Origin of the sequence: Streptomyces sp. NRRL S-455, assembly GCF_000717875.1 — a bacterium.
Taxonomy (GTDB): Bacteria; Actinomycetota; Actinomycetes; order Streptomycetales; family Streptomycetaceae; genus Streptomyces.
The window spans coordinates 1-25,711 of the sequence record NZ_JOCT01000043.1 but is presented as its reverse complement, the minus strand read 5'-3'; the positions used below and the strand labels follow the sequence as shown (position 1 = coordinate 25,711).

Genomic DNA, 25,711 nt, shown 5'->3' with positions numbered 1-25,711 from the left:
CCCTCGTCGTGCGTACGGCGGTCAGACCTGAGCCGGTTCCGGCTCCTGGTCGGTCTCCCGCTGGGCCGGGAGGCCCTTCTTCGCCGCGCGCTTCTTCGCCCGGCGCTCCTTGCGGAGCTCGAACATCGCGTACAGCGTCGGGACGAGCAGCAGCGTCAGCAGGGTCGACGTCACCAGACCGCCGATCACGACCACGGCCAGCGGCTGGGCGATGAAGCCGCCCTCGCCGGTGATGCCGAGGGCCATCGGCAGCAGGGCGAAGATCGTCGCCAGGGCGGTCATGAGGATGGGCCGCAGACGGTGCCGGCCGCCCTCGATCACGGCCTCGACGACGCCGTAGCCCTGCCCCCGGTACTGGTTGATGAGGTCGATCAGCACGATCGCGTTCGTCACCACGATGCCGATCAGCATCAGCATGCCGATCATCGCGGGGACGCCCATCGGGGTGCCCGTCGCCACCAGCAGGCCGATCGCGCCGGTGGCGGCGAACGGGATGGAGACGAGCAGGATCAGCGGCTGGACCAGGGACCGGAAGGTGCCGACCAGCAGCATGAAGACGATCGCGATGGCCGCCAGCATCGCCAGGCCCAGGTTGGCGAACGCCTCCTCCTGGTCCTCGGAGACACCGCCGATCGACGCCGTGGCGCCGTCCGGGAGCTTCAGCGCGTTGATCTTGGTCTGGAGCTGCGCGCTGACCGCGCCCGTGTTGTCGCCGGTCGGCTTCGCGGTGATGGTGGCCGCGCGCTGGCCGTCGATGCGGGTCATGGAGACCGGGCCGTCGACCAGCTTCACGGTCGCGATGGCGCCGAGCTTCGCCGCGCCCAGGCGCAGGTCCTTCAGCTGCTGGAGCGTCTTCGCGGGCTTGGCGGAGCGGATGACGACGTCGCGCTCGGTGTCGTCCAGGACCGCCTTGGCGGCGTTGGTGCCGCGCACCGCCTGGGCGACGGCGGCGCCGAGGGTCTGGTCGTTGAACCCGGCCGCGGCGGCCTTGTCGTTGGCCTTCACGGAGATGCGCGGCACGCTCTGGGCGAGGTCGCTGGTGACGTCCGTGACGTCGTCGAGCGAGGCGACCTCCTTGCGGACCTCCTCGGCCGCCGTGCGCAGGACGCCGGCGTCGGCCGCCTTCACGACCACGCTGAGGTCCTGGGCGCCGAAGCCGTCACCGGCCGTGATGGTGGTGGTGCCGATGCCCTTCAGGCCGGCCAGGCCCTTCTCGATGCGGTCCTGGACGTCCTCGGCCGAGGACGCGTCGTCCAGCATCACCTGGTACGAGGCCTGGTTGGTGTCCGTGCCGCCGCCGAAGGCCGCCATGAAGCCGGACGAGCCGATCGTGACCTGGTAGTCCTTCACGCCCTCGGTGCCGTCGAGCAGCTCCTCGACCTTCTTCGCCTGGGTGTCGGTGGCCTCCAGGCTGGTGCCGGGCTTCAGCTCCTGCTTGACGGTGAGGACCTCCACCTCACCCTGGTCGAAGAAGTTCGTCTTCAGCAGGGGCGCCATGCCGAACGTGCCGACGAGGACGACGATCGCGATGGCCACGCTGGTGAGACGGCGGCGGGTCGCGAAGCGCAGGACCGGGACGTAGATGCGCTGCAGGCGGCTCCTGGCCTCCTTCTCCTCCGCGAGGCGGCGTGCCTCCTCCGCGTCCTCGGGGGTGCCCTTGGGCGGGCGCAGGAACCAGTACGACAGGACCGGTACGACCGTCAGGGAGACGAGGAGGGAGGCCAGCAGCGCGGCCGTGACGGTGAGGCTGAACGAGCCGAACAGCTCGCCCACCATGCCGCCGACCAGGCCTATCGGCAGGAACACGGCGACCGTGGTGAGCGTGGAGGACGTCACCGCGCCCGCGACCTCGCGGACGGCGTTGAGGATGGCGGAGTGGCGTTCCTCGCCGTAGCCGAGGTGCCTCTTGATGTTCTCCAGGACCACGATCGAGTCGTCGACGACCCGGCCGATGGCGATGGTCAGGGCGCCCAGCGTCAGGACGTTCAGCGACAGGTCGCGCGTCCACAGCACGATCAGGGCGAGGACCACGGACAGCGGGATGGACACCGCCGTCACGAGGGTGGAGCGGATCGAGGCCAGGAAGACCAGGATCACCAGGACCGCGAAGAGCAGGCCCAGGGCGCCCTCGGTGGTGAGGCCCTTGATGGACTTCGAGACGGCCGGGCCCTGGTCGCTGACGACCGTGAGGGTCGCGCCGGAGCCCAGGTCCTTCCGCAGGTCCGGAAGCTTGTCCTGAACGGCGTCGGAGATGGCGACCGCGCTGCCGTCGCGGTCCATGGTGACGGCGACGGCGAGGCTGGGCCTGCCGTCGGTGCGGGTGATGGAGTCGGCCGGGGCCTCCTGCTGCTTCACCGTGGCGACGTCGCCGAGGCGCAGCGGCTCGCCCTTGCCGGGCTCGCCCGTGACCATCAGGTCCTGGATCTGCTTCAGCGAGGTGAAGCCGCCGCCGACCTGGACGGTGCGGTTGGCGCCGTCCTCGTCGAAGGAACCGGCCGGGACGGTCGCGCCGCCCGTCTGGAGGGCCTGGACGAGGGACTGCGGGGTGAGACCGGCCTTCGCCAGCTTCGCGTCGTCCGGGGTGACGGTGACCTGGAGGTCACGCACACCGTCGACCGTCACCTGGCCGACGCCGTCGATGCTCTTCAGGTCCGGCACGACCGTCTTGTCGAGCTGGTCGGCCAGGGCCTGCTGGTCGCGGTCGGAGGTGACGGCGAGGACGACGGTCGGGATGTCGTCCGTGGAGCCGGCGACGACCTGCGGGTCGACGTCGTCCGGGAGCTGGACGCGAGCCCGGTTGACGGCCTGCTGGACGTCGGCGACCAGTTGCTCGGTGCCGTCGCCGTAGTCGAAGGACGCCATGATCAGGGCGTTGCCCTCGCTGGCGGTGGAGGTGACGCCGCTGATGCCGTCGACGGCTTCGAGGCTGTCCTCGATGGGCTCGACGACCTGCTTCTCGACCACGTCCGGGGACGCGCCCTGATACGGCGCCAGCACGGACACCACGGGCAGTTCGATGGTGGGCAGCAGCTGCTGCTTGAGCTGGGGTATCGCGATCGCCCCGAAGACGAGCGCGATGATCGACATCAGTCCGATCAGGGCCCGTTGCGCGAGGCTGAATCTGGACAGCCAGGACATGGGTGAGGGTCTCTCTCCTGTTAACGGCAGAAGCGGCAACGGGCGCGCAGATGAGCGCCCGCCCCTACACCCTGAGCCATGGAAGAGCGGTGTTTCGTAGCCCCCAGGTCCATTTCCTTATATGGCGCATACTCCGGCCGCAGTACGTCCGGTGGAGCTCACTCCACCCTTGGACGGACCAGGCCGGACTCGTAGGCGATGACCACCAGCTGGGCCCGGTCCCGGGCGCCGAGCTTCGCCATAGCCCGGTTGACATGCGTCTTCACCGTCAGCGGGCTGACCTCCAGCCGCTCGGCGATCTCGTCGTTGGAGTGCCCGCCGGCGACCTGGACCAGCACCTCGCGCTCCCGGACGGTGAGCGAGTCGAGCCGCTCGCCGCGGGCCGGGTCGCGGTCCTCGTCGGCCGGGTCCGTGGCGAGGAAGCGGGCGATCAGGCCGGTGGTGGCCGCCGGGGACAGCAGGGCCTGGCCGCCCGCCGCGATGCGGATGGCGTTCAGCAGCTCGTCCGGCTCGGAGCCCTTGCCGAGGAAGCCGGAAGCGCCGGCACGCAGCGACTGCACGACGTAGTCGTCGACCTCGAACGTCGTCAGGATGACCACGCGGACCTCCGCGAGGTCGGGGTCGGCGCTGATCATGCGGGTCGCGGCGAGACCGTCGGTGCCGGGCATCCGGATGTCCATGAGGACGACGTCGGCGCGCTGCTCCTTCGTCAGCCGCACCGCCTCCGCGCCGTCGGAGGCCTCGCCGACCACCTCCATGTCGGGCTCGGAGTCGACGAGCACACGAAAGGCGCTGCGGAGCAGCGCCTGGTCGTCGGCGAGCAGGACACGGATGGTCATGCGGGGTCCTCCCCGTTCGGTGTGCGGTTCTTGACGGGCAGGATCGCATGGACGCGGAAGCCGCCGCCGTAGCGGGGACCGGTGGTGAGGGTGCCGCGCAGGGCGGTGACGCGCTCGCGCATGCCGAGCAGGCCGTGCCCGCCGCCGCTGCCGGGGGCCTCGTCCTCGCCGGTGCCGTCGTCGAGGACGGTGATCTCGATGTGGGGTCCGACGCGTACGACGCTGACCTCGGCCTTGGCCTGCGTCCCGGCGTGTTTCTGCACGTTGGTGAGGGCCTCCTGGATGATCCGGTAGGCGGCCAGGTCGACGGCCGCGGGGAGGTCCGTGCCCTGGTCGGCGCGGGCGACCTCGATGTGCAGTCCGGCGTTGCGGAAGGTGCCGGTGAGTTCGTCGAGGCGGTCGAGGCCGGGGGCGGGTTCGGTGGGGGCCTCCGGGTCGCCGGACTGCCTCAGCAGCCCGACGGTGGCGCGGAGTTCGTTGAGGGCGGAGCGGCTGGCCTCGCGGACGTGCCCGAGGGCCTCCTTGGCCTGGTCGGGGCGCTTGTCCATGACGTGCGCGGCGACGCCGGCCTGGACGTTGACCAGGGCGATGTGGTGGGCGACCACGTCGTGCAGGTCCCGGGCGATGCGCAGGCGTTCCTCGGCGACCCGGCGGCGGGCCTCCTCCTCGCGGGTGCGTTCGGCGCGTTCGGCGCGTTCGCGGATGGCCTGGACGAAGGCGCGGCGGCTGCGGACCGCGTCGCCGGCGGTCGCGCCGATGCCGGTCCAGGCGAAGATCGCGAGGTTCTCCTGGGCGTACCAGGGCAGTGGCCCGGCGGCCATGGCCGCCCCGGTCAGGACGGTCATGGTGAGCAGGCCGACGCGCCAGGTGGTGGTGCGGTCGGTCGTGGAGGCGACGGTGTACAGGGCGATGACCGCGGACATGGCGACGGGGGCGCGGGGGTCGCCGGTGACGGACTCGACGACGGAGACCGTGCCGGTGAGGGCGAGGACGGTCAGGGGGGCACGGCGGCGGAAGACCAGGGCGGCGGCGCCGAGGGTGATGAGGACCAGGCTGAGGGGGTCGGGGGTGCGCAGGGCCCAGCTGACGCTGTCGCGGTGGCGTGGCTCGACGAACGACCCGGCGACCATGCAGGCCAGGACGGCTGCGGCGAGGATGGCGTCCAGGGCCAGGGGATGCGCCTTGGCCTGGTGTCTGGCCCGCGCGAGGGTGCTCACGGGTGTTTACGGTAGCCGGGGTGGGTGTGCGGGGGTATGGGGGCGGGGGTTCGAGAGGCCAGGTGTGAGGTGCTCGGCGTCGGTGCTGGGGACGGGGGGTTGCGCAGCCCGGCGCTGCGGGGTGCCGCTGCGCCCACCCGTGCCGCCCCCAGCGGGCACGACTGCCCGCAGCTCGGTCAACCGGGGATCAGGCCGTTGTCGCTGAGCAGCTCTCTGACCTCCTCGAGCGTCGCGTCCGGGGACGGAAGGATCAGTTCGGAGGGTTCCAGGGAGTCGTCGGGGAGGGGGTCGCCGAGGTCTCGGACCTTGGCGAGCAGGGCCTGGAGGGTGCGGCGGAAGCCCGGGCCGTCGCCGTTCTCCATTTCCGCCAGGAGCTCGTCGTCCAGCTTGTTCAGCTCGGTGAGGTGGCTGTCGGCCAGCCTCACCTGGCCCTCCCCCATGATCCGTACGATCATGTCGCCCTCCTAGGCGTGGAGCGTGGACCCCTACTGCTTGTCGAAGCGCGGAGTGTCCTGCGGCTGCTGCTGCGACTGCTGCTGGCTCGTGCCACCTTCGATGGCCTGCTGCCCAGCGCTGGAGCCTCCGGCCAGCTCGGCCTTCATGCGCTGCAGCTCCAGCTCTACATCCGTACCACCGGAGAGCCGGTCCAGCTCGGCCTGGATGTCGTCCTTGTGCATGCCGGACGGGTCGTCCAGGGCGCCGGAGGCGAGCAGCTCGTCGATCGCGCCGGCGCGGGCCTGGAGCTGGGCCGTCTTGTCCTCGGCCCGCTGGATCGCCAGGCCGACGTCGCCCATCTCCTCGGAGATGCCGGAGAAGGCCTCGCCGATCCGGGTCTGCGCCTGGGCCGCCGTGTACGTCGCCTTGATCGTCTCCTTCTTCGTACGGAAGGCGTCGACCTTGGCCTGGAGCCGCTGGGCCGCGAGGGTGAGCTTCTCCTCCTCGCCCTGGAGCGTCGCGTGCTGGGTCTCCAGGTCGGTCACCTGCTGCTGGAGGGCGGCGCGGCGGGACAGCGCTTCGCGTGCCAGGTCCTCACGGCCCAGCGCGAGCGCCTTGCGGCCCTGGTCCTCCAGCTTGGTGGACTGCACCTGCAGCTGGTTCAGCTGGAGCTCCAGGCGCTTGCGGGAGGTCGCCACGTCGGCGACGCCGCGGCGGACCTTCTGGAGCAGCTCCAGCTGCTTCTGGTACGAGTAATCGAGGGTCTCGCGCGGGTCCTCGGCCCGGTCAAGGGCCTTGTTCGCCTTCGCGCGGAAGATCATCCCCATACGCTTCATGACACCGCTCATGGGCTTCGCGCGCCCCCTTCTGACCGACTCCGGCTCCAGCTCCTGCGACAGAACCCACAGTACGGGCCCTGCATCCATTACCGCACTGTTCGGGGACGGATGCGCTCATCCCCGAGGACGACTGTGTACGCTCCCGCTCCGGCGTAGGGAGTAGGTGGTCCCCGGGGTTACCGGAGGCGTACGTCCCGGGGAACGACCGGGTGCGTACACAACGTCCCCTCTGTCCCCTTACTGACGACTGGTGTTGCCGGATCGTTCCCCACGGGACTGGGGTCCATGCCCGGGAAGCCCTTACCCTTGGGTTTTGTGTTCCGTAGCCGTGCCAAGGATGAGAAGGCCCAGGCAGCCGACAAGGCGCCGGTGACCGACTCCAGTCAGCCCCGTCACCCCGAGGCCCCCAAGGGCCGCCCCACGCCCAAGCGCAGCGAGGCGCAGTCGCAGCGCCGCAGCGTGGCCAACACGTCGATGACGCGCAAGGAGGCTTCCAAGCGGCAGCGCGAGGAGCGCCGTGCCGCGCTGGAGCGGCAGCGCCAGGCTCTCGCCAGCGGCGACGAGCGGTACCTGCCCGCGCGTGACAAGGGACCGGTCCGCCGGTTCGCGCGTGACTTCATCGACTCGCGGTTCAACATCGCGGAGTTCTTCCTGCCGATGGCCGTGGTCATTCTCGTGCTGAGCATGGTGCGGCAGGCGGCGTTGCAGAACATCGCGCTGCTGCTGTGGCTCGTGGTGATCGTGATGATCGTGCTCGACTCGTTCGTCACCTCCTTCCGCCTGAAGAAGCAGCTGAACGAGCGTTTCGCGGGTGAGAACAAGCGCGGCGCCGTCGCCTACGCCCTGATGCGCTCCCTCCAGATGCGTCGGCTCCGGCTGCCGAAGCCGCAGGTCAAGCGCGGAGAGCGGCCCTGACCACGACGCCGTTCTCCGGGGGTGCGGCGGACGCCTGGCTGGACAAGCTGGGCGGGCTGCGCGATGTCGTCCGGCAGGAGCTGGTGGCCCGCCAGCTGGACGAGCAGATAGTCGGCCGGTTCCCGGTCGGGCAGCGGCTGCGGGTGCTCGACGTGGGGATGGGCCAGGGCACCCAGGCGCTGCGCCTGGTCCGGGCCGGGCACCGGGTGACCGGTCTGGAGCAGGACGCGAGGATGATCGCCGTGGTCCGGGACGCCCTCGCGGGGGAACCGGAGGGCATCCGGGAGCGGATGCGGATCATCGAGGGCGACGGCCGGGACACCGGGGTGCACTTCCTGCCCGGCAGCTTCGACGTGGTGCTCTGCCACGGCGTCCTGATGTACGTGGAGGAGCCGGATCCGCTGCTGGCGGGGCTGGCCCGGATGCTCGCGCCGGGCGGGCTGCTGTCTCTGCTCGTGCGCAACGGTGACGCCCTCGCGCTGCGGCCGGGGCTGTCCGGCGACTGGGCGGGCGCGCTGTCCGCGTTCGACACGGTCGACTACCGGAACCGCCTGGGGCTGGACGTACGGGCCGACCGGCTGAAGGACCTGACGGCGACGCTCGCCGGGATCGGGGCGCCGCTGCACGCCTGGTACGGGGTGCGGGTGTTCACCGACACGGCGGCGGACGGCGCGGAGGTCCCGGCCGACGTGGAGACGCTGCTCGCGGTGGAGGAGAAGGCCGGGCGGACCGACCCGTACCGCGGGGTGGCGGCGCTGCTGCACCTGTGCGGCGTACGGGGCTGAGTCACACGGCGGAAAGAGAGGGCGGGGACCGTCGGCCCCCGCCCCCGGGCTCACGCGTCGGCCGCGTGCAGGCTCATCGGCCCGTAGATCTCCGTGGAGTCCTCGAACAGCCGCACCTGGTCGGCACCGCCCTCCTGCAAGGCCTTCCAGTGCTCCCCGATCCAGGACTCGGCGTCCCCCTGGGTGGAGAAGTCCTCCGGCGGCACCGCGGGCTGGACCTCCGTCCCGTCCGTCTTCTCGAACCGCCACGTCCATGCCGCCATGTACGCCTCCCATGTGTGTGAGCACACTGCACAGCGAAAGCCGGATCTTGGTCCGGCTCCTGTCCAGAGCCTATGCGCTCCGCTGGGTGGGGCGTTATAGGCGTCGCGGGGGTGCGGCTGATCAGATGCGTGCGGGTCACATTGGGCTGGTCGCGCAGTTCCCCGCGCCCCTGAGGGGGCGTCGCCGACACGCATGTCCCATGCTCACGGGTGAGAATCGGGGGCGTGGAACTCACTTTGCTCGGTACCGGTGCCCCCGCGGGGCTGCCCCGCCCGGACTGTCCCTGCGCGGCCTGTGCGGCCGCTCTCGGCCCCGACGCGCGGGCGGCCACCGCGCTGCTCCTGGACGGGGCGCTGCTGCTCGACCTGACGCCCGGGGCGGCGTTCGCGGCGGCGCGGGCCGGCCGGTCCTTGACCGGCGTACGGCAGGTGCTGCTGTCGCATCCGCACGACGGGCCCGCGGTCGAGGTGCCGGCCGGGCTGCCGCAGCCCGGGCGGGTGCCGGACGGGCGGGAGCTGACGCTGCTGACGGGTCACCGGGTGCGGGCGGTGGCGCTGGACGCGCCGGGCACGGGGTACGCCGTGACCGGGCCGGAGGGGCAGCGGCTGCTGTACCTGCCGCCGGGCGGGGCGCCGGCGGGGATCGAGAAGCCTGCCGAGCCCTACGACATGGTGCTCCTGGATGTCGTGGGGCGGCCGGACGCGCTGGCGAAGCTGCGGGCGGTGGGGGCGGTGGGGCCGACGACGGATGTGGTCGCCGTCCATCTGGACCACGACGTGCCGCCGGGGCCCGAGCTCGTGCGGCGGCTCGCGGCGGCCGGGGCGCGGGCCGTGCCGGACGGGGTGACGCTTGCGGTCGGGGCGTACGAGGACGTTCCGGACGTGCCGCGGCGGACGCTGGTGCTGGGCGGGGCGCGGTCGGGCAAGTCGGTGGAGGCCGAGCGGAGGCTGGAGGCCTTTCCGGACGTGCTGTACGTGGCGACGGGAGGGTCGCGGAACGGGGACACCGAGTGGTCGGCCCGGGTGGCCGCGCACCGGGAGCGGCGGCCCGGGTCGTGGCACACGGTGGAGACGTGCGATCTGGTGCCGTTGCTGGAGGCGGAGGGGCCGCCCCTGCTCATCGACTGTCTGTCGTTGTGGCTGACGGACGCCATGGACGCCGCCGGGGCGTGGGACGACGCGGTGTGGGCGGAGCGGGGTGAGAAGGTGCTGCGGGAGCGGGTGCGGGAGTTGACGGAGGCGGTGCGTTCGACCCGGCGGACCGTTGTGGCCGTGTCGAACGAGGTGGGGTCGGGGATCGTGCCGTCCACCGCGTCCGGGCGGCGGTACCGGGATGAACTCGGGCGGCTGAACGCCGGGTTCGCGGCCGAGTGTGAGCATGTGCTGTTGGTGGTGGCCGGGCAGGCGGTCGCGCTGCGAGGGTGAAACCAAGGTCACAGAGGTCGCAAGAGAGGGAGGCGTCGGCCATGTCACGCACCCGGGTCCACAACTTCTCCGTCTCGCTCGACGGCTTCGGCACCGGTGAGGGGCTGAGCCGGGAGGCGCCGTTCGGCCACGCCGGCGAACGGCTGCACGAATGGATGTTCGCCACCCGGTGGTGGCACGAACGGACCGGCGAACCCGGCGGATCCGACGGCCTCGACGACGCCTTCGTGCGACAGTTCGAGCCCGGGATCGGCGCCGAGATCATGGGCGCCGGGAAGTTCGGCTACCCCGGATGGCACGAGGACCCGGAGTGGCGGGGGTGGTGGGGTGCCGACCCGCCGTTCCGCACACCGGTCTTCGTCCTCACCCGGCACCCGCGACCGTCGATCGAGATGGAGGGCGGCACCACGTTCCACTTCCTCGACGCTTCACCCGCCGAGGCGCTCGGTACGGCCCGCGCGGCCGCCGGCGGCCAAGACGTACGCATCGGCGGTGGGCCCACCGTGATCCGCGACTTCCTCGCCGCCCGGCTCATCGACCACCTGCACGTCGTGGTGGTCCCGATCCTGCTCGGGCGCGGCGTACGTCTCCTCGACGGACTGCCGGGTCTCGAGGAGGACTACGCGATCGAGGCCGCCTCCTCGCCCAGCGGAGTCACTCATGTGACGTTCACCCGGGCGGGTCCGTGAACCGCCCGGTGCCGGCCGAGGTGTGATCACGCCGGTTTGCGGGCGATCAGGCGGTAGGTGTTCGCGAGGCGGGTGCGGCGGGCCAGGGGTGCCAGCAGGTGGTCCGCCACCGCTGCCAGGGCCACCAGCGGCACTCCCGCCCGGAGCAGGGCCGCGCGGACGTGCTGGTGGGCGTGGGGTGGGGGGATCGCGCGCCAGGGGGTGTCGGGGGCCGGCAGGGCGTGGGAGAGGACGAGGGCCGTGGCGCCCGACAGGTCGTGGGGGCTGTGGGTGGGGCGGTGGTCCAGGAGGACGATCGTGCAGCTGGCCTCCTCCAGCTCGGCTCTGAGGTTCCGCGGGGGAAGCAGGTGCAGATGGCGGGGCTGGTCGTAGCCGAGCCACCAGCGGCCCAGGAGCGCCGCGTACCCGCTGCGGGGGTTCACGGTCTCGATGAGCAGGTGGCCGCCGGGGCGCAGGACGCCCAGGGCGGCGTGGAGTTCCGCGCGGGGGTCCGGGGTGCCCTCCAGGTGGTGGAGCATGCTGACCACGTCGTAGCGGGCGCGCAGCGGGGCCGCGATCCGGGGGTCCGTGAGCTGGCCGACGTGGGCCTCCTCGACGCGGTCGGCCGAGCGGGCGCGGACCACGCGGGGCGTCGGGTCGAGGCCGTCGAACGCGGTGTACGGGAAGAACTCCCTGGCCGTCGCCGGAAAGCCGGCGTGACCCGTCCCGACGTCCAGCCAGCTCTCCGGTTCCCCGAAGCGCAGCATGGCGCGGGCGGCCGAGCGGTGGCGGACCCGGCCGGAGCGCAGTGCGAGAAGCGCGTCGGACGCGCGGTCCACCGGCGCTCCGCGCACCGCGCGGTGGTAGAGGGCCAGCCCCTCGAACGTGAGGCGGGGGTTCTGGAAGGTGTGGCCGCAGTCCCGGCACTCGTCGACCGTGAAGGTGCCCGGCTTGTACTGCCGCAGGTCACCGGTGCGCAGACGGTTCCGCAGGCGGGTGGAACCGCACCAGGGGCAGTCCGGACGGTGGGGTTCGTGGACGCGGGCGGTCGCCTGGGCGGCGAGGGACGTGGAGGAAGCGGAGGGAGTGGAGGATGCGGGCATGGGCGGCTCCCGGGCGCGAGGCGTACGGCAGGGACGTACGACAATCCGCTGCAAACCGGAACGTATGGGATGCCGATCTTGGGTGCAACGACGTCGCCGCGGAGGAGTCGCGATGTGGCGCCGTGCTGTTCGACCGGGGCCGGTACTGTTCGGCGAATGAGCTCGCTTAATCTCGACGACTTCACCGATCTGATCGAGCGTCCGGACGGCGGGATCCGCCGTGACGCCGAGGCACGCCGGGAGCGGCAGATCGTGCCGCCCGGATCGCTGGGCCGCCTCGACGAACTGGGTGAGTGGCTGGCGGCGGCGCAGTCGGCCGTGCCGGTGCGGCCGGTCGAACGGCCGCGGGTGGTGCTCTTCGCCGGTGACCACGGCGTCGCCGAGCTGGGCGTCTCGGCCCGGCCTGCGGGCAGCGCCGCGGAGTCGGTGCGCGAGGTGCTGGAGGGCGCCCGGCCCGTGTCGGTGCTGGCGCGGCGGCTCGGCGTGCCGGTGCGGATCGTCGACATGGCCCTGGACTGTGACCCCGCGTCCCTGCCCGAGGACGTCGTCCGGCACCGGGTGCGGCGCGGCAGCGGGCGGATCGACGTCGAGGACGCGCTGACCACGGAAGAAGCCGAGGCGGCGTTCCGGGCCGGGGTCGCGGTGGCCGACGAGGAGGCCGACTCCGGTACGGATCTGGTGGTGCTCGGCGATGTGAGCGTCGGCGGGACCACGGCCGCGGGCGTGCTGGTCGCGGCACTGTGCGGGGTCGACGCGTCGGTGGTCACCGGACGGGGCGGGCTGGCCATCGACGACCTGGCGTGGATGCGCAAGTGCGCGGCGATCCGCGACGCGCTGCGCCGGGCCCGGCCGGTGCTCGGGGACCAGTTGCGGCTGCTGGCGACGGTGGGCGGCGCCGACCTCGCCGCGATGACGGGCTTCCTGCTGCAGAGCGCGGTGCGGAAGCTGCCAGTGGTGCTCGACGGGGTCGTGACGGCAGCGTGCGCGCTGGTCGCGCAGCGGGTCGCGTTCCGGGCACCGGACTGGTGGCTGGCCGCGCACGACAGCGGGGAGCCCGGGCAGGCCAAGGCGCTGGACCGGATGGCCCTGGAGCCGCTGCTCACCCACGGGGTGACGGTCGGGGAGGGCACCGGGGGGTTGCTGGCACTGCCCCTCGTCCAGGCGGCGGCCGCGCTGGCGGCGGAGCTGCCGGAGAAGCCGAAGGAGTCGGAGGAGCCGCAGGAATCGGAGGAGCCGCCGCGGCCGGAGGCCTTCGAGGCTCCCGCCGAGCAGTAGACCCCGAGGATCCGGGGCACGCACGCCGGCGCAACATCGTCGCGTTCCGGTCGGTCCTGGAACGTGGTGCCGGTTCGGCCGAGCCGCCGACACCCTCGGACGTTCCCACGTACGCAGGTGCGCGGTCGGCGCGGTACGTCAGCGGCGTTCGAGGGACCGGGCCGGTTCCTGATCGGGCGCGCCACCGATCCAGTCCTGGAACCGGCGGCCGGGGCCCACCCAGCGGCGGTCGTGATGGTAGGCCCGCAGGCCGGATCTGGCGCGGGCGCGGGGGCGGTTCCGGTAGAACCGCTTGGCCCAGGGTGAGGTGGGGCGGGCCAGCCGCACGGCGGCGACCAGGGCGACGACGGGGACGATCACCCCCAGGACCGCGAGGCGGACCTTGCCCTTGAACAGCGCGATGAGGGCGAACAGGAAGTTCGCCAGGACGGTCAGGATGGCGACGGCGCGGTTCTGCTCCTGGTCCTCTGAGAGGTTGTTGACGCCCAGCGGCGAGAAGCCGATCAGGAGCAGGCCGACGAGGGAGGCGGTGAGGACGACCATCTCGACGCTCTTGCGGCCGTCCGGGGTCCAGTAGACGTCGGCGAGGTGCAGGACCAGGGCGAACTCGTCGAGGACGAGGCCCGCGCCGATACCGAAGAGCACCGCGGCCAGGTAGGAGCCGAAACCGTACTGGCCGCCCGCCACCGCGCCGAAGCCGCCGACGATCGTCAGGATGATCCCGGGGACCACGTGGTGGACGTGGACGCCGCCGCTGCTGACGTTGCCGAAGGGGCCCTTGCCCGCCCGGATGAGGCGGGTGATGACCCGGGTGATCACGAAGGTCAGGACGAAGGAGACGAGAGCGAGGAACAACGGCAGCTTGCCGGGTTCCACGATGTTCCGCTCAAACCATCCCATATGCGCACTTTAACCTCAGCCGACGTGTCCGCTCTTCCGACCGGCCGGTAGCCTGCGCCGGTGCCCCGAACCTCGCCCCTCGACGGTCTCCGTTTCGCCTTCGGCACCCTCACGGTCTTCCCGGTCCGGGTGACCCGGTGGGACCGGGAGGCGGCGCGGGGCGGCATGCTGTGCGCTCCGCTGGCCGGGCTGGCGGTCGGCGCCTCGGCCGCCGCCCTCGGGCTGGCGCTGCTGTTCCTCGGTGCGGGCGGGCCGCTCGCCGCCGTGGCCACCGTCGCCGTCCCCGCGGTTCTCACCCGGGGGCTGCACCTGGACGGGCTCGCGGACACCGCCGACGGCCTGGGCAGCGGGAAGCCCGCCGAGGACGCGCTGCGGATCATGAAGCAGTCGGACATCGGGCCGTTCGGGGTCATCACCCTCGTGCTCGCCCTGCTCACCCAGGCCGCCGCGCTCGCCCAGGCCTACGAGGCCTCCTGGGCCCGGGGCGCCTGCGCCGCCGTCGTCTCCGCGACCGTGGCCCGGCTGGCCCTGACCCTGGCGGCCCGGGCCGGGGTGCCGGCGGCGCGGCCGGAGGGGCTGGGGGCGGCGGTCGCGGGCGTGGTGCCGGTGCGGGGTGCGCTCGTCACCGCCGTCGTGGTCGCGGGGGCGGCGGCAGCGGGGAGTGCCGTACTCGGGCCGTACGGCGTGGCCCGGGCCGTGCTCGCGGTGGCCCTCTCGCTGGCCGCAGCGGAACTGCTCCTGCGGCACTGCGCGCGCCGTTTCGGCGGGGTCACCGGGGACGTGTTCGGCGGCCTCGCGGAGACGGCGGCGACGACGGCGCTGGTCGTTCTGTCCCTGGGCTGAGACGCTCCCCGTCCCCCACCCGCCCCGGCCGCCGCCGGCATCAGCACGCCTGCCGCCACGCCCCCAGTTCGTACTTCTTGAGCAGCGAACTCAGCTTCAGGCGGCGGGATTCGGCACAGAAGCGGCGGGTGGGTACCTCGTACTCGACGTGGAAGACGGCCTTGCCCGCCTCGACGAACGGCTTCAGGGCCGCACACTCGCCGTACTGGGCGCACTGCTCGTTGACCGCGAAGTCGAAGTCCCCCACCAGTTCCGGGATCTGGTCCAGGTCGTTCTTCAACCCGACGGCCAGGCCCCGGTCGTGGGCCAGGCGGGCGACGAGGCGGTTGTAGCGGAGCTGGTCCTCCGCCGTGAGGGGGAAGCCGGTGTCGTTGCGGTAGCCGTCCATGTTGTCGGGCTCGACGGCGTCGAAGCCCTTGTCGCGGCACATGTCCATGCGGGCCGCCATGAGCGGTTCCAGGACGTTCGTGCGGCGGATGTCGAGCCAGCGCTCGCCCTCCCAGCCGTTGCCCCGGCCGAGGACCGACTTGGGAAAGTCCTCCGCGTCCGGGCGGAACTCTTCCCAGGCGCCGGTGGAGAGGTAGCAGATGACCTTGCGTCCGTCGTCGTGCAGCCCGGCGACCGTCTCCTCGGAGTGGTCGAATCCGTCGATGTCGTAGACCGGCACGTCGACGGAGGTGTCCAGCCGCTCGCTGAGCTGCCACTGCCAGGCGGTGCCGGGGCGGGGCTGCCAGCGGGGGGCGGGTTTGTCGTCGGAGCTCCGGGCGCAGCCCGCGAGGAGCAGGACGAGCAGCAGGGTGACGAGCAGGGACGGACGTCTCAAGGGGTGTTCTCCGCGTTCTCCGTGTCATCCGTGTCGCTCACGGTGTACGGCAGTGTGCCCCAGGGATGATCTCCGGTGCCCGGCACCGCGCAGTGCACCGCCGCGCCCCGTGCCCGGGCCAGGCCCGCCGGGTCCGCGTCGGGGGGTACGCCGTACACCAGGTGGCACAGCCGCACGTCCGGACCGCCCGGCCACCGCTGGGGAGGCAGCGTGCGGTACGCCCCCCAGGGACCCTCGAAGGTGACCAGGACGTCGGCGATGCGGGCGTAGCAGGGGTGCGGTGCCGTGCCGTGGTTGAGGACGAGAGTGCCGCAGCCGACGCCCCACGCGGCCACGGCCAGTCGCTGGTAGTACTCGAACTGCTCGGGCCCCGAGGGCACCTGGTCGAGGAAGGCGCCGTCGGTGCCGTACCAGTCGCGGTGCCGGGTGAGGTCGCGGACGACGTCGGTGGTGGCGCGGCGGCCGTAGTCGGTGTCGGCGTACCCGAGGGTCCGGGTGCCGGCCGTCCGCAGCCGGGCGGCGACCTCGGCGAAGGCCTCGTCGGGGCGGTCGCCGGGGCCGCTGGCCGGGTTGAGGACCACGCCGTAGAGGCGGGGCGCGGCCGCCACGATCGCGTCCCACTCGGCGGGGCGGGCGGACGGGTGCTCGTAGTACGGGACCAGGAGAGTGCTCATCGGTGGGCGGTTGCCCTCCCCAGCAGGGCGCACACCAGGCCGGCCTGGACGACGGCCGCCGCGCCGTACACGATCAGGCCCGCCGTGTGCGGGTCGCCGGTGTGGGTGACGAGGAGCAGCGTCTGGGCGAGGGCGGCGGCGCAGCACACCGCCGTCGCGGCGGTCACCGCGCCGAACGACTGGAGCAGCAGGCCCGTCCACAGGACCACGCCCAGCAGGAGCAGTCCGGCCAGCCGGGCCCCGCCCGGGACCGGGGAGTGCGGCCACAGGGCGGAGGCGGCGAGGCTCAGTGCGAGCAGCGCGGCGAGGTAGGCGGCCAGGCACTGGAGGACCGTCAGGACCGTCGTCCGCCGGAAGTCGCGGGCGGTGCCGCTGGAGCGCAGTCCGGCGAGGCTGTCGCTGCGGAAGCGGTGGAGCAGCCACTCGGCGGGGCCCATGCTCAGGGTGAGTGCGACGGCGGCGGGTGCGGCGATCGCGCTGTGCTGCTCGCCGGCGAGGACGTCGCCGAGCGCGGCGTACAGCACGAGGACGCCGGTGGCCTGCCCGAACAGGGCGTAGGGCAGGGAGCCGGTGAGCCGGGGCGCGGCAGTGGTGCCGGGGCCGCCGAAGGGCAGCAGGGCGATGAGGCGCGCGGACCACCCGCCCTCGCCCTTCAGGGCCGGTGCCACCTCACGTACGGCGAGGGCGGCGACCGCGGCCAGGGAGCCCAGTAGCGCAGCCAGTCTCGCGGCCTCGGAGAGTGGTTGGACCAGGGACAGCACCGCGGCCGTCGCCATCGGCGCGAGCGCGGTCAGCAGGAGCCGTTCGCGGCCCATCACCAGCAGGACGGTCGCCGCCGCCAGGTAGCAGGACTGCCCGGCGGCGAAGGCGACCACGGCCGGGGCGGCGCTGCCCGCGAACGCCAGGGCGACCAGGGAACCGAGCAACGCGCCGGCCGGCGCGCCGAGCAGCAGGGCGCGCCGGGCGGCCGTCCGGTCGCCCAGTCCCAGCCACGCGTACGCCCGGTGGGCGAGTCCCTGGTTCCAGGTCCAGCCGCACAGGGCGCCCGCGAGGAGCGGGACCGTGCCGGCGGGGAGGCCGAGATCACCCGGTCCGGCGAACAGGGGTGCGCCGAGGACGTAGGCGAGGCCCGGGAGGGCGAAGACGACACCGCGCAGCAGGCAGCCCAGCAGGCCGATCCGCCACGGGTCGGGCGGCGGTCCCGCGGGTTCCGGGTAGCGGCGTTCGACGCGTTCGTAGAGGGTCTCGGCGAGCGCGAAGGAGTTCTTCACGCCGTACCGTTCGCGTATCTGGTCGTCGGAGAGACCGTCGGACTCCAGGAGCGCCGCGATCTCGTCGGGGTGGACCGCCGCGGCTATGAAGTCGTCGAGGCGCTCGGTGAGTTCGTCGACGGGATCGGGCTGGGCCCAGCTGGGGGTGCGCCGCCGTTGCCGGGGGATGCCGGGCAGGGCGTCCGGGCGGGAGCCCGGGGGCAGCCAGACGCTACCGCTCACCAGCCGCTCCCGTCCGTCGCGGCGCCCGCGTACCAGGGGTCGCGCAGCTCCAGCGTCCAGTCGGCGACGGTCTCCAGCGTCGGCTCGTACACCTCGTCCTCGCCCGCGAGTTCCTTGTAGATGGTGCGGAAGGCGTCCACCGAACGGCGCAGCGTGAACCGGTCGATGACGCGCTGCCGCGACAACTGGCCGAGCTTGAGGCGCCGTTGGTCGTCCTTGAGCAGGGTGAGCGCGGCGGCGGCCATCTTCTCCGGCTCGCGGGGCGGGACCACCAGGCCGGTGTCGCCGACGGCCTCGCGCACGCCGCCCACGTCCGTCGACACCGTCGTACGGCCGCACGACATGGCCTCGATGATGGAGAACGGGAAGCCTTCGGAGATCGACGACAGCATGACGACGTGCCCGGCCGCGTACGCCCGCCAGACCTCGCTGATGCGGCCCTCGAAGGTCAGGCCGTCGGTGACGCCCAGTTCGGCGGCGAGTTTCTCCAGGCGGGTGCGGTAGGCCTCGCCGCCGGGCGGAACCGGGCCGAAGAGCCGCAGCCGGGTCGCCGGGATCTCGGCGCGCACATCGGCGTAGGCGCGGATCAGGGTCTCCAGGTCCTTGATGGGGTCGATCCGGCCGCACCAGGACAGGGTGGGCACGTCGGGCTCGGGGCCGGCGTGCGGGAAGGCGGCCGGGTCGACGCCGTTGTAGACCGTGCGGATCTTGCCGGCGTCGGCACCGCCGCGCTCCTCCCAGCGGCGGTTGTACTGGTTGCACGGGGTGATCAGGTCGGCGGCGCGGTAGCCGTAGGAGTTCAGCTCCCGGTAGAAGCCGAGCATGAAGGCCTTCACGGGCCAGCGCTGGGCGTCGTGGCGGTAGCCGAGGTAGCGCTCGCGCAGGTAGATGCCGTGCTCGGTGAGCAGGAACGGTACGCCGTCCAGGTGGCGGGCGGCGAGTGCGGGCAGAGTGGCGAGGCCGCTGCTCACCGCGTGCGCGAGGGAGTCCTCGGGGATGCGGACGCCGAGCGGCCGCAGGGCGTGTTCCAGCAGGTCGGTCGCGGTCAGCGCGTCGTGCACGGTGGGGCGGGCGGCGGCCGTCGGCAGATGCGGCATCGTCCAGACCGACATCAGGGACCGCAGCGCCGACTCGGTGCGCAACGCGGCCGGCAGGCGTCCGTCCCGGGCCGGTTCGGCCAGTTCGTTCAGGGACTCGCCGAAGCAGGCGGGGGAGCCGGGGTCGAGGAAGGAGAGCAGGAAACGCTCGTAGGTCTCGGTGAAGCGCCGGCGGGCCTTGCCGTACGGGGGGCGTCTGCGGCCGGGGCGCGGGCCCCAGGTGGGGACCGAGGTGTGCGCGTAGACGTTGGGCGGCAGCTCCCAGGTGACGGGTTCGCGGCCGGTGCCGGTGAGCGAGACGATGTGGAAGTCGACCTCGGGCATGCCCTTGACGAGCTGGTCGCACCAGGTGCTGACGCCGCCGTGGACGTGCGGGTAGGTGCCTTCCGTGAGCATGGTGACATGGCGGCCTGTTCGCCTCATGCGGTGTTTCCCCCCTGTGGTGCGGATTCTGTGCGGGGAACTGCTGACGGGTGCCGGGTGCGGGCTCGTCGTGGCTGGTCGCGCCCCCGCGGCGGAGCCGCATATCGAATGCGGCCCCGCGCCCCTGAAAAGAGGGGCGTTTCGCTCTAGGGCAACTTCAATGTGAGGGCCGACTGGAGTGGTGCCGGGGTCGTCCAGGCGGAGCGGGCTCCCGCGTACGGGGTGCCGAACGCGGTCGTGCCCAGGGCTAGTTGCTTCTTGGTCCCCTCGGGGGCGGTCACCGGGATCTGGGTTCCGGACGGTGCGGTGACGGTGACGGTCGTGCCGATGCGGTACGCCGTGACGCGGTTGTTCGCCAGGGCGGTCTGCCAGGCGGCGCGGCGCTGCACCTCGGTGCCGATGGCGCTGTGCCGGGGGTTCTCCAGCGGGGTGTTGTCGGCGAACAGCGCCCGGTAGTCGTCGAGGACCTTCTCCATGACGGGGTAGAGCAGCCGGTCCTCGGCCAGGTTGGACTGGTGCGCGTAGTGCGGCCGGGGGTCGCCCGCGAGGACGTGCCCGAGGGCGGTGCGGGCCTCCTGCGGGACGATGTGCTCGGCGTAGCCGGTGGTGAGGTCGAGCGGCTCGTCCAGGCAGGTGGAGGTGGGGTTGTCCTCGCACACGCCGCTGCCGCCGTCGGCCCGTGAGGTGTAGACCCAGTTGTACTCGTCGGCCATCTCGGCCGCCGTGCCCACGTTGTAGTACACGTTCATGGGGTGGCGCGGGACGGTCAGGGCGTTGCCGACGGTCCGCTGCTCGGGCTCGCGGGAGTTGTCCGAGGCGATCCACCTGACGCCGGTGTCGGCGAGGGCGCCGGCCAGGTCGGGGTTGTCGTCCGGCTGCTGCGGCAGGGTCTTCAGGCCCGAGTGCTCACCGGTGACCAGTTCGGCGCGGTCGACGGGGAGGCCCTTGCCCACGGCCCAGTTGTGGTTGTCGCGGATCTGCGCGGCGATCTCGGCGCGGCTCATGTACTTCGTCGAGCCGTCGGCGTTCTTCGCGCAGCTCCACGGCACGGTGGAGGTGTCCTGGACGCAGCCGAGGAAGGGGTGTGTGTAGGTGTGGTTGACCCAGCGGTACTGCGCCTTGTCGGCGAGCAGCCGGGCGGTGAGGGCGTCGGTGCCGCCGTGCTCGGTCTTCCACTCCTCGCCGGAGCCGGCGTTGAAGACCATGTCCATGGTGAAGCCGTTCTCACGCTGCCACTGGGCGGCGTAGGCGGCGTCGTCGGCGGTCATGCGGATGGGCGTGGTGCCCTCGCCCTCGCCGCCGGCGCAGTCGAAGTCGCCGGGGGTGCAGTTGCGTTCGGTGTCCCAGCGGCTGTCCGGGGCGAACACGTCATCGACGTGTACGGCGAAGGAGTTGCGGGTCTGGCCCAGGTGCACGCCCTGGGTGAGCCACTCGACGATGCCGCGGGCCAGCAGCCGGAACTGCTGCTGGTTGCCGTTGTAGGCGAAGGTCACCACGAGTTCGCGGCGGCCGTCGTGGGCGTACTCGCCGACCAGGCTGCCGCGGCCGGTGCCGCCGGGCACAGGGAGGTCGACATAGCTCGTGAAGCCGGTGCGGGGGCGGGCCACGTAGCCGTAACTCTCCTGGACGCCCGCCGAGTTGTCCTCGAACCGGAAGGCTCCGTCGAGGTAGCCGAACGAGCCGGCCTTCCCCGCCGCGGTGACGGATGCCTCACGCCCGTCGAGGGTGCCCGCCCAGCCACCGTCGCTGGTGTAGTCGAGGCCGACCTCCGGGTGTGCCCAGGTGTAGGCGTCGACCTGCGGGATGCCGTACGTGCGCTCGTAGGCCTCCAGGGCGGTCTGCTCGGCGGAACCCGCGCCGAACGGGGCCTCGTTCGGCAGGACGACGCCCTGGTACTTGGCGCGGGGTCTGCCGTTCACCGTGTCGCTGAGGAACGTCTCGGTGATCCGCGGCCGGCCCGAGTCGTTCAGGTCGATGGTCGTGTACGGGATGCCCGTGCTCCTGAGCTGGGCCGTCACGGCGCGGACGGGGCTGTCGCCGTTGTCCACCACCAGCACCTTCAGGTCGATGCGCGGATCCTCGGCGGCCGCCGCCCCGGGCGCGACCGCCCCGGCCGTGATCATGCCTGCCGCCGTCATCGCGGCGGCCGTGTTTCTCCATTTGCGCGCACGCTGCGCCATGGTCCCTCCCCCAGAAGATCCCCGGAATCCCCTTGCGCTCGAACAGAGGAGGATCCGTGGAAATCATGCAAAGCGGCGAGCTGAGCGCTCACCTGATCGCGATGAGTGTGACCCAGCTCACCGGTGTGAGGGATCAAGAAATGGCCACCATGCCACCGAGAGGTGAACGCCCGCAGGAATGAGCGAACCGGGCCACGCGCGTAGTCTCGACGTCGAGTGTTCGCCGTACCGGGAAAAGGCCCCGTGAATACCGAACCCTGAGGTCGGAATAGGGTCGGTCGGCAATCACCCGCCGGGCCCGCCCTCCGGGCGGACGACGGGTGATTGCCGACCGACCCTCGGGGTCGGCTGTCGGGCCCGGTCGACCCACACCGTTCGACCCACCGAAACTTCACATCGGAAGCGAGATTTCACCACCGTGACTGCTCTCACTCTCAGCACCGCCGCGGCGCCCGGTCTGCGGGCCGACGCCATCGTGATCGGTGTCGCCAAGGGTGCCAAGGGGCCGGTCGTCGCACCGGGCGCCGAGGCCGTGGACAAGGCGTACGACGGCAGGCTCGCCGGCGTCCTGGAGACTCTCGGCGCGTCCGGCGCCGAGGGCGAGGTGACGAAGCTGCCGGCGCCGTCCGGCTTCAAGGCACCGCTCGTGCTGGCGGTGGGGCTGGGCGCGGTCCCCGAGAAGGACGCCGACTACGACACCGAGGCCCTGCGCAGGGCCGCCGGCGTCGCCGCCCGCGCCCTCGCCGGGTCCAAGAAGGCCGCCTTCGCCCTGCCGCTGGCCGACGCCGCCGACGCCGGCGCGATCGGCGAGGGCGCGCTGCTCGGCGCGTACTCCTTCGACGCCTACAAGAACAACGGCAAGGACCCCAAGGCGAAGAACGGCAAGGCCCCCCTCGCCGAGGTCGCCCTGCTCGGCGGCAAGCCCCGCGACAAGGCGTACAAGGCCGCCGTCGAGCGTGCCGTCGCCGTCACCGAGGAGCTGAACCGCGCCCGCGACCTGATCAACACCCCGCCGAACGACCTGAATCCCGAGGCGTTCGCCGCGATCGCGCAGGCCGCGGCCAAGGAGCACGGCATCAAGGTGCAGGTGCTCGACGAGAAGGCCCTGACCAAGGGCGGCTACGGCGGCATCCTCGGCGTCGGGGCCGGCTCGGCGGCGGGGCCGCGCCTGGTGAAGCTGTCGTACACCTCCTCCAAGGCGAAGAAGCACCTCGCCTTCGTCGGCAAGGGCATCACGTACGACTCGGGCGGTATCTCCCTGAAGCCGGCCGGTCACAACGAGACGATGAAGTGCGACATGAGCGGCGCGGCCTCGGTGTTCGCCGCTGTCGTGGCCGCGGCCCGGCTGGGGCTCGAGGTCAACGTCACCGGCTGGCTCGCCCTGGCCGAGAACATGCCCTCCGGGTCCGCGACCCGTCCCGGCGACGTGCTGCGGATGTACAGCGGCAAGACGGTGGAGGTGCTCAACACCGACGCCGAGGGCCGGCTGGTGCTCGCGGACGCCCTGTGGGCGGCGTCACAGGAGAAGCCGGACGCGATCGTGGACGTCGCGACGCTGACCGGGGCGATGGTGCTGGCGCTGGGGAACCGGACGTTCGGGATCATGGCCAACGACGACGCGTTCCGCGCCGCGGTGCACGAGGCCGCCGGGGAGGTCGGGGAGCCCGCGTGGCCGATGCCGCTGCCGGAGCACCTGCGCAAGGGGATGGACTCCCCCACGGCCGACATCGCGAACATGGGCGAGCGGATGGGCGGCGGGCTGGTCGCCGGTCTGTTCCTGCGCGAGTTCGTGGGTGAGGGGATCACCTGGGCGCACCTCGACATCGCGGGGCCGGCCTTCAACGAGGGCGGGCCTTTCGGGTACACGCCGAAGGGTGGCACGGGCAGTGGTGTGCGGACGCTGGTGCGGCTGGCCGAGCTGACCGCCGCCGGCGATCTGGGCTGAGTTTCGCCCGAGAGCTCGATCTCGCCCGTTGTGTGGCGAGCGCGGGCGCGTGGGGGCTGTTCGCGCAGCTCCCCGCGCCCCTTCCGGCGCGGGGAGCCGCGCCGGACTCGCCTCAGGGTGGTGGCTCATGTGAACGTGGGGCGTCTCACACAGCAGCCCGGCGTCTCTTTGTGTGTCGACAAGTGCGAAGATGGGGCTCGGCAGGACAGGGCCCCACCTAAGGGCCGAAGAACGAGCGGCCGGACACCAGCCGCCTGCCGGTCAGTGAAGACCGGCGTACGGCGCACATGCATGGAGGACGTGACGTGGCGAACGACGCCAGCACCGTTTTCGACCTAGTGATCCTCGGCGGTGGCAGCGGTGGTTACGCCGCGGCCCTGCGCGGGGCGCAGCTGGGCCTGGACGTCGCCCTGATCGAGAAGGACAAGGTCGGCGGCACCTGCCTGCACCGAGGATGCATCCCCACCAAGGCCCTGCTGCACGCGGGCGAGATCGCCGACCAGGCGCGCGAGAGCGAGCAGTTCGGTGTGAAGGCCACGCTCGAGGGCATCGACATCGCCGGTGTCCACAAGTACAAGGACGGCGTGGTCGCCGGCCTGTACAAGGGCCTGCAGGGGCTCGTCGCCTCCCGCAAGGTGACCTACATCGAGGGTGAGGGCCGGCTGTCCTCGCCGACCTCCGTCGACGTGAACGGTCAGCGTGTCCAGGGCCGCCACGTGCTCCTCGCGACCGGTTCCGTGCCGAAGTCGCTGCCGGGCCTGGAGATCGACGGCGACCGGATCATCTCCTCCGACCACGCCCTCGTCCTGGACCGCGTGCCGAAGTCCGCGATCATCCTCGGCGGCGGTGTCATCGGCGTCGAGTTCGCCTCCGCGTGGAAGTCCTTCGGCACCGACGTCACGATCGTCGAGGGCCTGAAGCACCTCGTCCCGGTCGAGGACGAGAACTCCTCCAAGCTGCTGGAGCGCGCCTTCCGCAAGCGCGGCATCAAGTTCAACCTGGGCACTTTCTTCGAGAAGGCCGAGTACACCCAGGACGGTGTCAGGGTCACCCTCGCCGACGGCAAGACGTTCGAGGCCGAGGTGCTGCTGGTCGCCATCGGCCGCGGCCCGGTCTCCCAGGGGCTCGGTTACGAGGAGCAGGGCGTCGCGATGGACCGCGGCTACGTCCTGGTCGACGAGTACATGCGCACCAACGTGCCGACCATCTCCGCCGTCGGTGACCTCGTCCCGACCCTGCAGCTCGCGCACGTCGGCTTCGCCGAGGGCATCCTGGTCGCGGAGCGCCTGGCCGGTCTGAAGACCGTCCCGATCGACTACGACGGTGTCCCGCGGGTGACGTACTGCCACCCCGAGGTCGCCTCCGTCGGCATCACCGAGGCCAAGGCCAAGGAGATCTACGGCGCGGACAAGGTCGTCGCTCTGAAGTACAACCTCGCGGGCAACGGCAGGAGCAAGATCCTGAACACCGCGGGCGAGATCAAGCTCGTCCAGGTCAAGGACGGTGCCGTCGTCGGCGTCCACATGGTCGGCGACCGCATGGGCGAGCAGGTCGGCGAAGCCCAGCTGATCTACAACTGGGAGGCGCTGCCCGCCGAGGTCGCGCAGCTCATCCACGCCCACCCGACCCAGAACGAGGCGCTCGGCGAGGCCCACCTGGCCCTGGCCGGCAAGCCCCTCCACGCGCACGACTGACCCCTCGGTCGACGAACGCGACGACAGACTTCCGCACTTTCCGTAAGGAGCAACCGAAACCATGGCGGTTTCCGTAACCCTTCCGGCGCTCGGCGAGAGCGTCACCGAGGGCACTGTCACCCGCTGGCTGAAGGCCGAGGGTGAGCGAGTCGAGGCCGACGAGCCGCTGCTCGCCGCCCCGGCCCCGCAGGCGGAGCAGGTCGCCGAGCCCGCTCCCGAGCCGGCCCCGGCCGCCCCGTCCACCGAGCAGGCCGCCCCGGCGCCCGCTCCCACCGCCGACGCCGCCGCCGGCGGCGGCTCCGCCGAGGGCACGGACGTGGTCCTGCCCGCGCTCGGCGAGTCCGTCACCGAGGGCACCGTCACCCGCTGGCTGAAGTCGGTCGGTGACAGCGTCGAGGCCGACGAGCCGCTGCTCGAGGTGTCGACCGACAAGGTCGACACCGAGATCCCCGCCCCCGCCTCCGGCACGCTGCTGGAGATCGTGGTCGGTGAGGACGAGACCGCTGAGGTCGGCGCCAAGCTCGCCGTCATCGGCGAGGCGGGTGCCGCTCCGGCCGCCGCCCCCGCACAAGAGGCCCCGGCCGCCCCGGCCCAGCCCGAGCCCGCCCCGGCGCCGCAGCCGGCCGCCCCGGCGCAGCCCGCCCCGGCCCCGCAGGCGGAGCAGGTCGCCGAGCCCGCTCCCGAGCCGGCCCCGGCCGCCCCGTCCACCGAGCAGGCCGCCCCGGCGCCCGCTCCCA

General features: G+C 72.3%; 23 protein-coding genes. 10 read left to right on the top strand and 13 right to left on the bottom strand.

The annotated features are described in order from the left end of the window. Positions 1 to 21: 21 nt before the first annotated feature. The 5 genes from IE97_RS0136450 to IE97_RS0136430 form a co-directional block, all read right to left on the bottom strand. Complete coding sequence (locus tag IE97_RS0136450; RefSeq protein WP_030251208.1) at positions 22 to 3,138, bottom strand: efflux RND transporter permease subunit; 3,117 nt, start codon at positions 3,136 to 3,138, stop codon at positions 22 to 24. Between the two features lie 158 nt (positions 3,139 to 3,296). Continuing rightward, the gene (locus IE97_RS0136445) at positions 3,297 to 3,977 is read right to left on the bottom strand and encodes a response regulator (RefSeq protein WP_030251205.1); all 681 of its coding nucleotides are present in this window, start codon (positions 3,975 to 3,977) and stop codon (positions 3,297 to 3,299) included. Continuing rightward, entirely contained in the window at positions 3,974 to 5,194 is a 1,221-nt protein-coding gene (locus tag IE97_RS0136440; protein WP_030251200.1) for a sensor histidine kinase, read from the bottom strand. Before IE97_RS0136440 ends, IE97_RS0136445 begins: the two co-directional genes overlap by 4 nt. A gap of 176 nt (positions 5,195 to 5,370) precedes the next feature. Continuing rightward, the gene (pspAA, locus tag IE97_RS0136435; protein WP_030251197.1) at positions 5,371 to 5,649 is read right to left on the bottom strand and encodes a PspA-associated protein PspAA; all 279 of its coding nucleotides are present in this window, start codon (positions 5,647 to 5,649) and stop codon (positions 5,371 to 5,373) included. Positions 5,650 to 5,679: 30 nt separating this feature from the next. Next, entirely contained in the window at positions 5,680 to 6,465 is a 786-nt protein-coding gene (locus IE97_RS0136430) for a PspA/IM30 family protein (protein ID WP_078603528.1), read from the bottom strand. Between the two features lie 318 nt (positions 6,466 to 6,783). On the opposite strand from IE97_RS0136430, the gene IE97_RS0136425 reads away from it, so the two are divergent. Together IE97_RS0136425 and IE97_RS0136420 are read left to right on the top strand one after the other, a co-directional pair. Further along, positions 6,784 to 7,383, top strand: coding sequence for a DUF3043 domain-containing protein (locus IE97_RS0136425; RefSeq protein ID WP_030251187.1), 600 nt, complete (start codon positions 6,784 to 6,786; stop codon positions 7,381 to 7,383). A gap of 83 nt (positions 7,384 to 7,466) precedes the next feature. Next, positions 7,467 to 8,168 carry a class I SAM-dependent methyltransferase gene (locus IE97_RS0136420; protein ID WP_030251184.1) on the top strand — a complete coding sequence of 234 codons (702 nt, stop codon included), beginning with the start codon at positions 7,467 to 7,469 and terminating at the stop codon, positions 8,166 to 8,168. 50 nt (positions 8,169 to 8,218) lie between these two features. Here the strand turns inward: IE97_RS0136420 and IE97_RS0136415 are convergent, their stop codons facing one another. Then, positions 8,219 to 8,431, bottom strand: coding sequence for a hypothetical protein (locus IE97_RS0136415; RefSeq protein WP_030251180.1), 213 nt, complete (start codon positions 8,429 to 8,431; stop codon positions 8,219 to 8,221). 225 nt (positions 8,432 to 8,656) lie between these two features. Here IE97_RS0136415 and IE97_RS0136410 point away from each other — a divergent pair, with 225 nt between their 5' ends. Beyond that, positions 8,657 to 9,856 (top strand): bifunctional adenosylcobinamide kinase/adenosylcobinamide-phosphate guanylyltransferase, encoded by a 1,200-nt coding sequence (locus IE97_RS0136410; protein WP_030251176.1) that lies wholly within the window; start codon positions 8,657 to 8,659, stop codon positions 9,854 to 9,856. Between the two features lie 41 nt (positions 9,857 to 9,897). Then, complete coding sequence (locus IE97_RS0136405) at positions 9,898 to 10,545, top strand: dihydrofolate reductase family protein (protein WP_030251172.1); 648 nt, start codon at positions 9,898 to 9,900, stop codon at positions 10,543 to 10,545. A 26-nt stretch (positions 10,546 to 10,571) separates the two neighbouring features. On the opposite strand, the gene IE97_RS0136400 is transcribed toward IE97_RS0136405, so the two are convergent. Then, the gene (locus tag IE97_RS0136400; RefSeq protein ID WP_030251169.1) at positions 10,572 to 11,627 is read right to left on the bottom strand and encodes a class I SAM-dependent methyltransferase; all 1,056 of its coding nucleotides are present in this window, start codon (positions 11,625 to 11,627) and stop codon (positions 10,572 to 10,574) included. A gap of 156 nt (positions 11,628 to 11,783) precedes the next feature. Here IE97_RS0136400 and cobT point away from each other — a divergent pair, with 156 nt between their 5' ends. After that, positions 11,784 to 12,902, top strand: a complete 1,119-nt coding sequence (cobT, locus tag IE97_RS0136395; RefSeq protein ID WP_030251165.1) for a nicotinate-nucleotide--dimethylbenzimidazole phosphoribosyltransferase — start codon at positions 11,784 to 11,786, stop codon at positions 12,900 to 12,902. Positions 12,903 to 13,040: 138 nt separating this feature from the next. Here cobT and IE97_RS0136390 read toward each other — a convergent pair whose 3' ends face one another. Then, positions 13,041 to 13,802 (bottom strand): hypothetical protein, encoded by a 762-nt coding sequence (locus IE97_RS0136390; RefSeq protein WP_030251162.1) that lies wholly within the window; start codon positions 13,800 to 13,802, stop codon positions 13,041 to 13,043. Positions 13,803 to 13,862: 60 nt separating this feature from the next. On the opposite strand from IE97_RS0136390, the gene IE97_RS0136385 reads away from it, so the two are divergent. Continuing rightward, positions 13,863 to 14,645, top strand: coding sequence for an adenosylcobinamide-GDP ribazoletransferase (locus IE97_RS0136385; RefSeq protein ID WP_030251158.1), 783 nt, complete (start codon positions 13,863 to 13,865; stop codon positions 14,643 to 14,645). 40 nt (positions 14,646 to 14,685) lie between these two features. On the opposite strand, the gene IE97_RS0136380 is transcribed toward IE97_RS0136385, so the two are convergent. The 5 genes from IE97_RS0136380 to IE97_RS0136360 all read right to left on the bottom strand — a co-directional run bounded on the left by IE97_RS0136380 (position 14,686) and on the right by IE97_RS0136360 (position 21,335). Then, complete coding sequence (locus tag IE97_RS0136380) at positions 14,686 to 15,468, bottom strand: endo alpha-1,4 polygalactosaminidase (protein ID WP_030251155.1); 783 nt, start codon at positions 15,466 to 15,468, stop codon at positions 14,686 to 14,688. Next, complete coding sequence (locus tag IE97_RS0136375) at positions 15,465 to 16,142, bottom strand: spherulation-specific family 4 protein (RefSeq protein ID WP_051705262.1); 678 nt, start codon at positions 16,140 to 16,142, stop codon at positions 15,465 to 15,467. The genes IE97_RS0136380 and IE97_RS0136375 overlap by 4 nt, the downstream gene beginning before the upstream one ends. Beyond that, positions 16,139 to 17,635 carry a hypothetical protein gene (locus tag IE97_RS0136370; RefSeq protein WP_030251148.1) on the bottom strand — a complete coding sequence of 499 codons (1,497 nt, stop codon included), beginning with the start codon at positions 17,633 to 17,635 and terminating at the stop codon, positions 16,139 to 16,141. The genes IE97_RS0136375 and IE97_RS0136370 overlap by 4 nt, the downstream gene beginning before the upstream one ends. After that, a complete protein-coding gene (gene pelF / locus IE97_RS0136365; RefSeq protein ID WP_030251145.1) occupies positions 17,632 to 19,155 on the bottom strand; it encodes a GT4 family glycosyltransferase PelF in 1,524 nt (507 codons plus the stop codon). Before pelF ends, IE97_RS0136370 begins: the two co-directional genes overlap by 4 nt. A 146-nt stretch (positions 19,156 to 19,301) precedes the next feature. Further along, a complete protein-coding gene (locus tag IE97_RS0136360; protein ID WP_051705261.1) occupies positions 19,302 to 21,335 on the bottom strand; it encodes a hypothetical protein in 2,034 nt (677 codons plus the stop codon). A gap of 56 nt (positions 21,336 to 21,391) precedes the next feature. Here IE97_RS0136360 and IE97_RS43535 point away from each other — a divergent pair, with 56 nt between their 5' ends. The 4 genes from IE97_RS43535 to IE97_RS0136340 all read left to right on the top strand — a co-directional run. Next, complete coding sequence (locus tag IE97_RS43535; RefSeq protein ID WP_267881820.1) at positions 21,392 to 21,517, top strand: hypothetical protein; 126 nt, start codon at positions 21,392 to 21,394, stop codon at positions 21,515 to 21,517. A gap of 236 nt (positions 21,518 to 21,753) precedes the next feature. Continuing rightward, a complete protein-coding gene (locus IE97_RS0136350; RefSeq protein ID WP_030251139.1) occupies positions 21,754 to 23,280 on the top strand; it encodes a leucyl aminopeptidase in 1,527 nt (508 codons plus the stop codon). 305 nt (positions 23,281 to 23,585) lie between these two features. Beyond that, the gene (gene lpdA / locus IE97_RS0136345; RefSeq protein WP_030251136.1) at positions 23,586 to 24,974 is read left to right on the top strand and encodes a dihydrolipoyl dehydrogenase; all 1,389 of its coding nucleotides are present in this window, start codon (positions 23,586 to 23,588) and stop codon (positions 24,972 to 24,974) included. A gap of 61 nt (positions 24,975 to 25,035) precedes the next feature. Then, on the top strand, positions 25,036 to 25,711 hold a 676-nt coding region (locus IE97_RS0136340; RefSeq protein ID WP_030251133.1), incomplete at its 3' end, for a biotin/lipoyl-containing protein.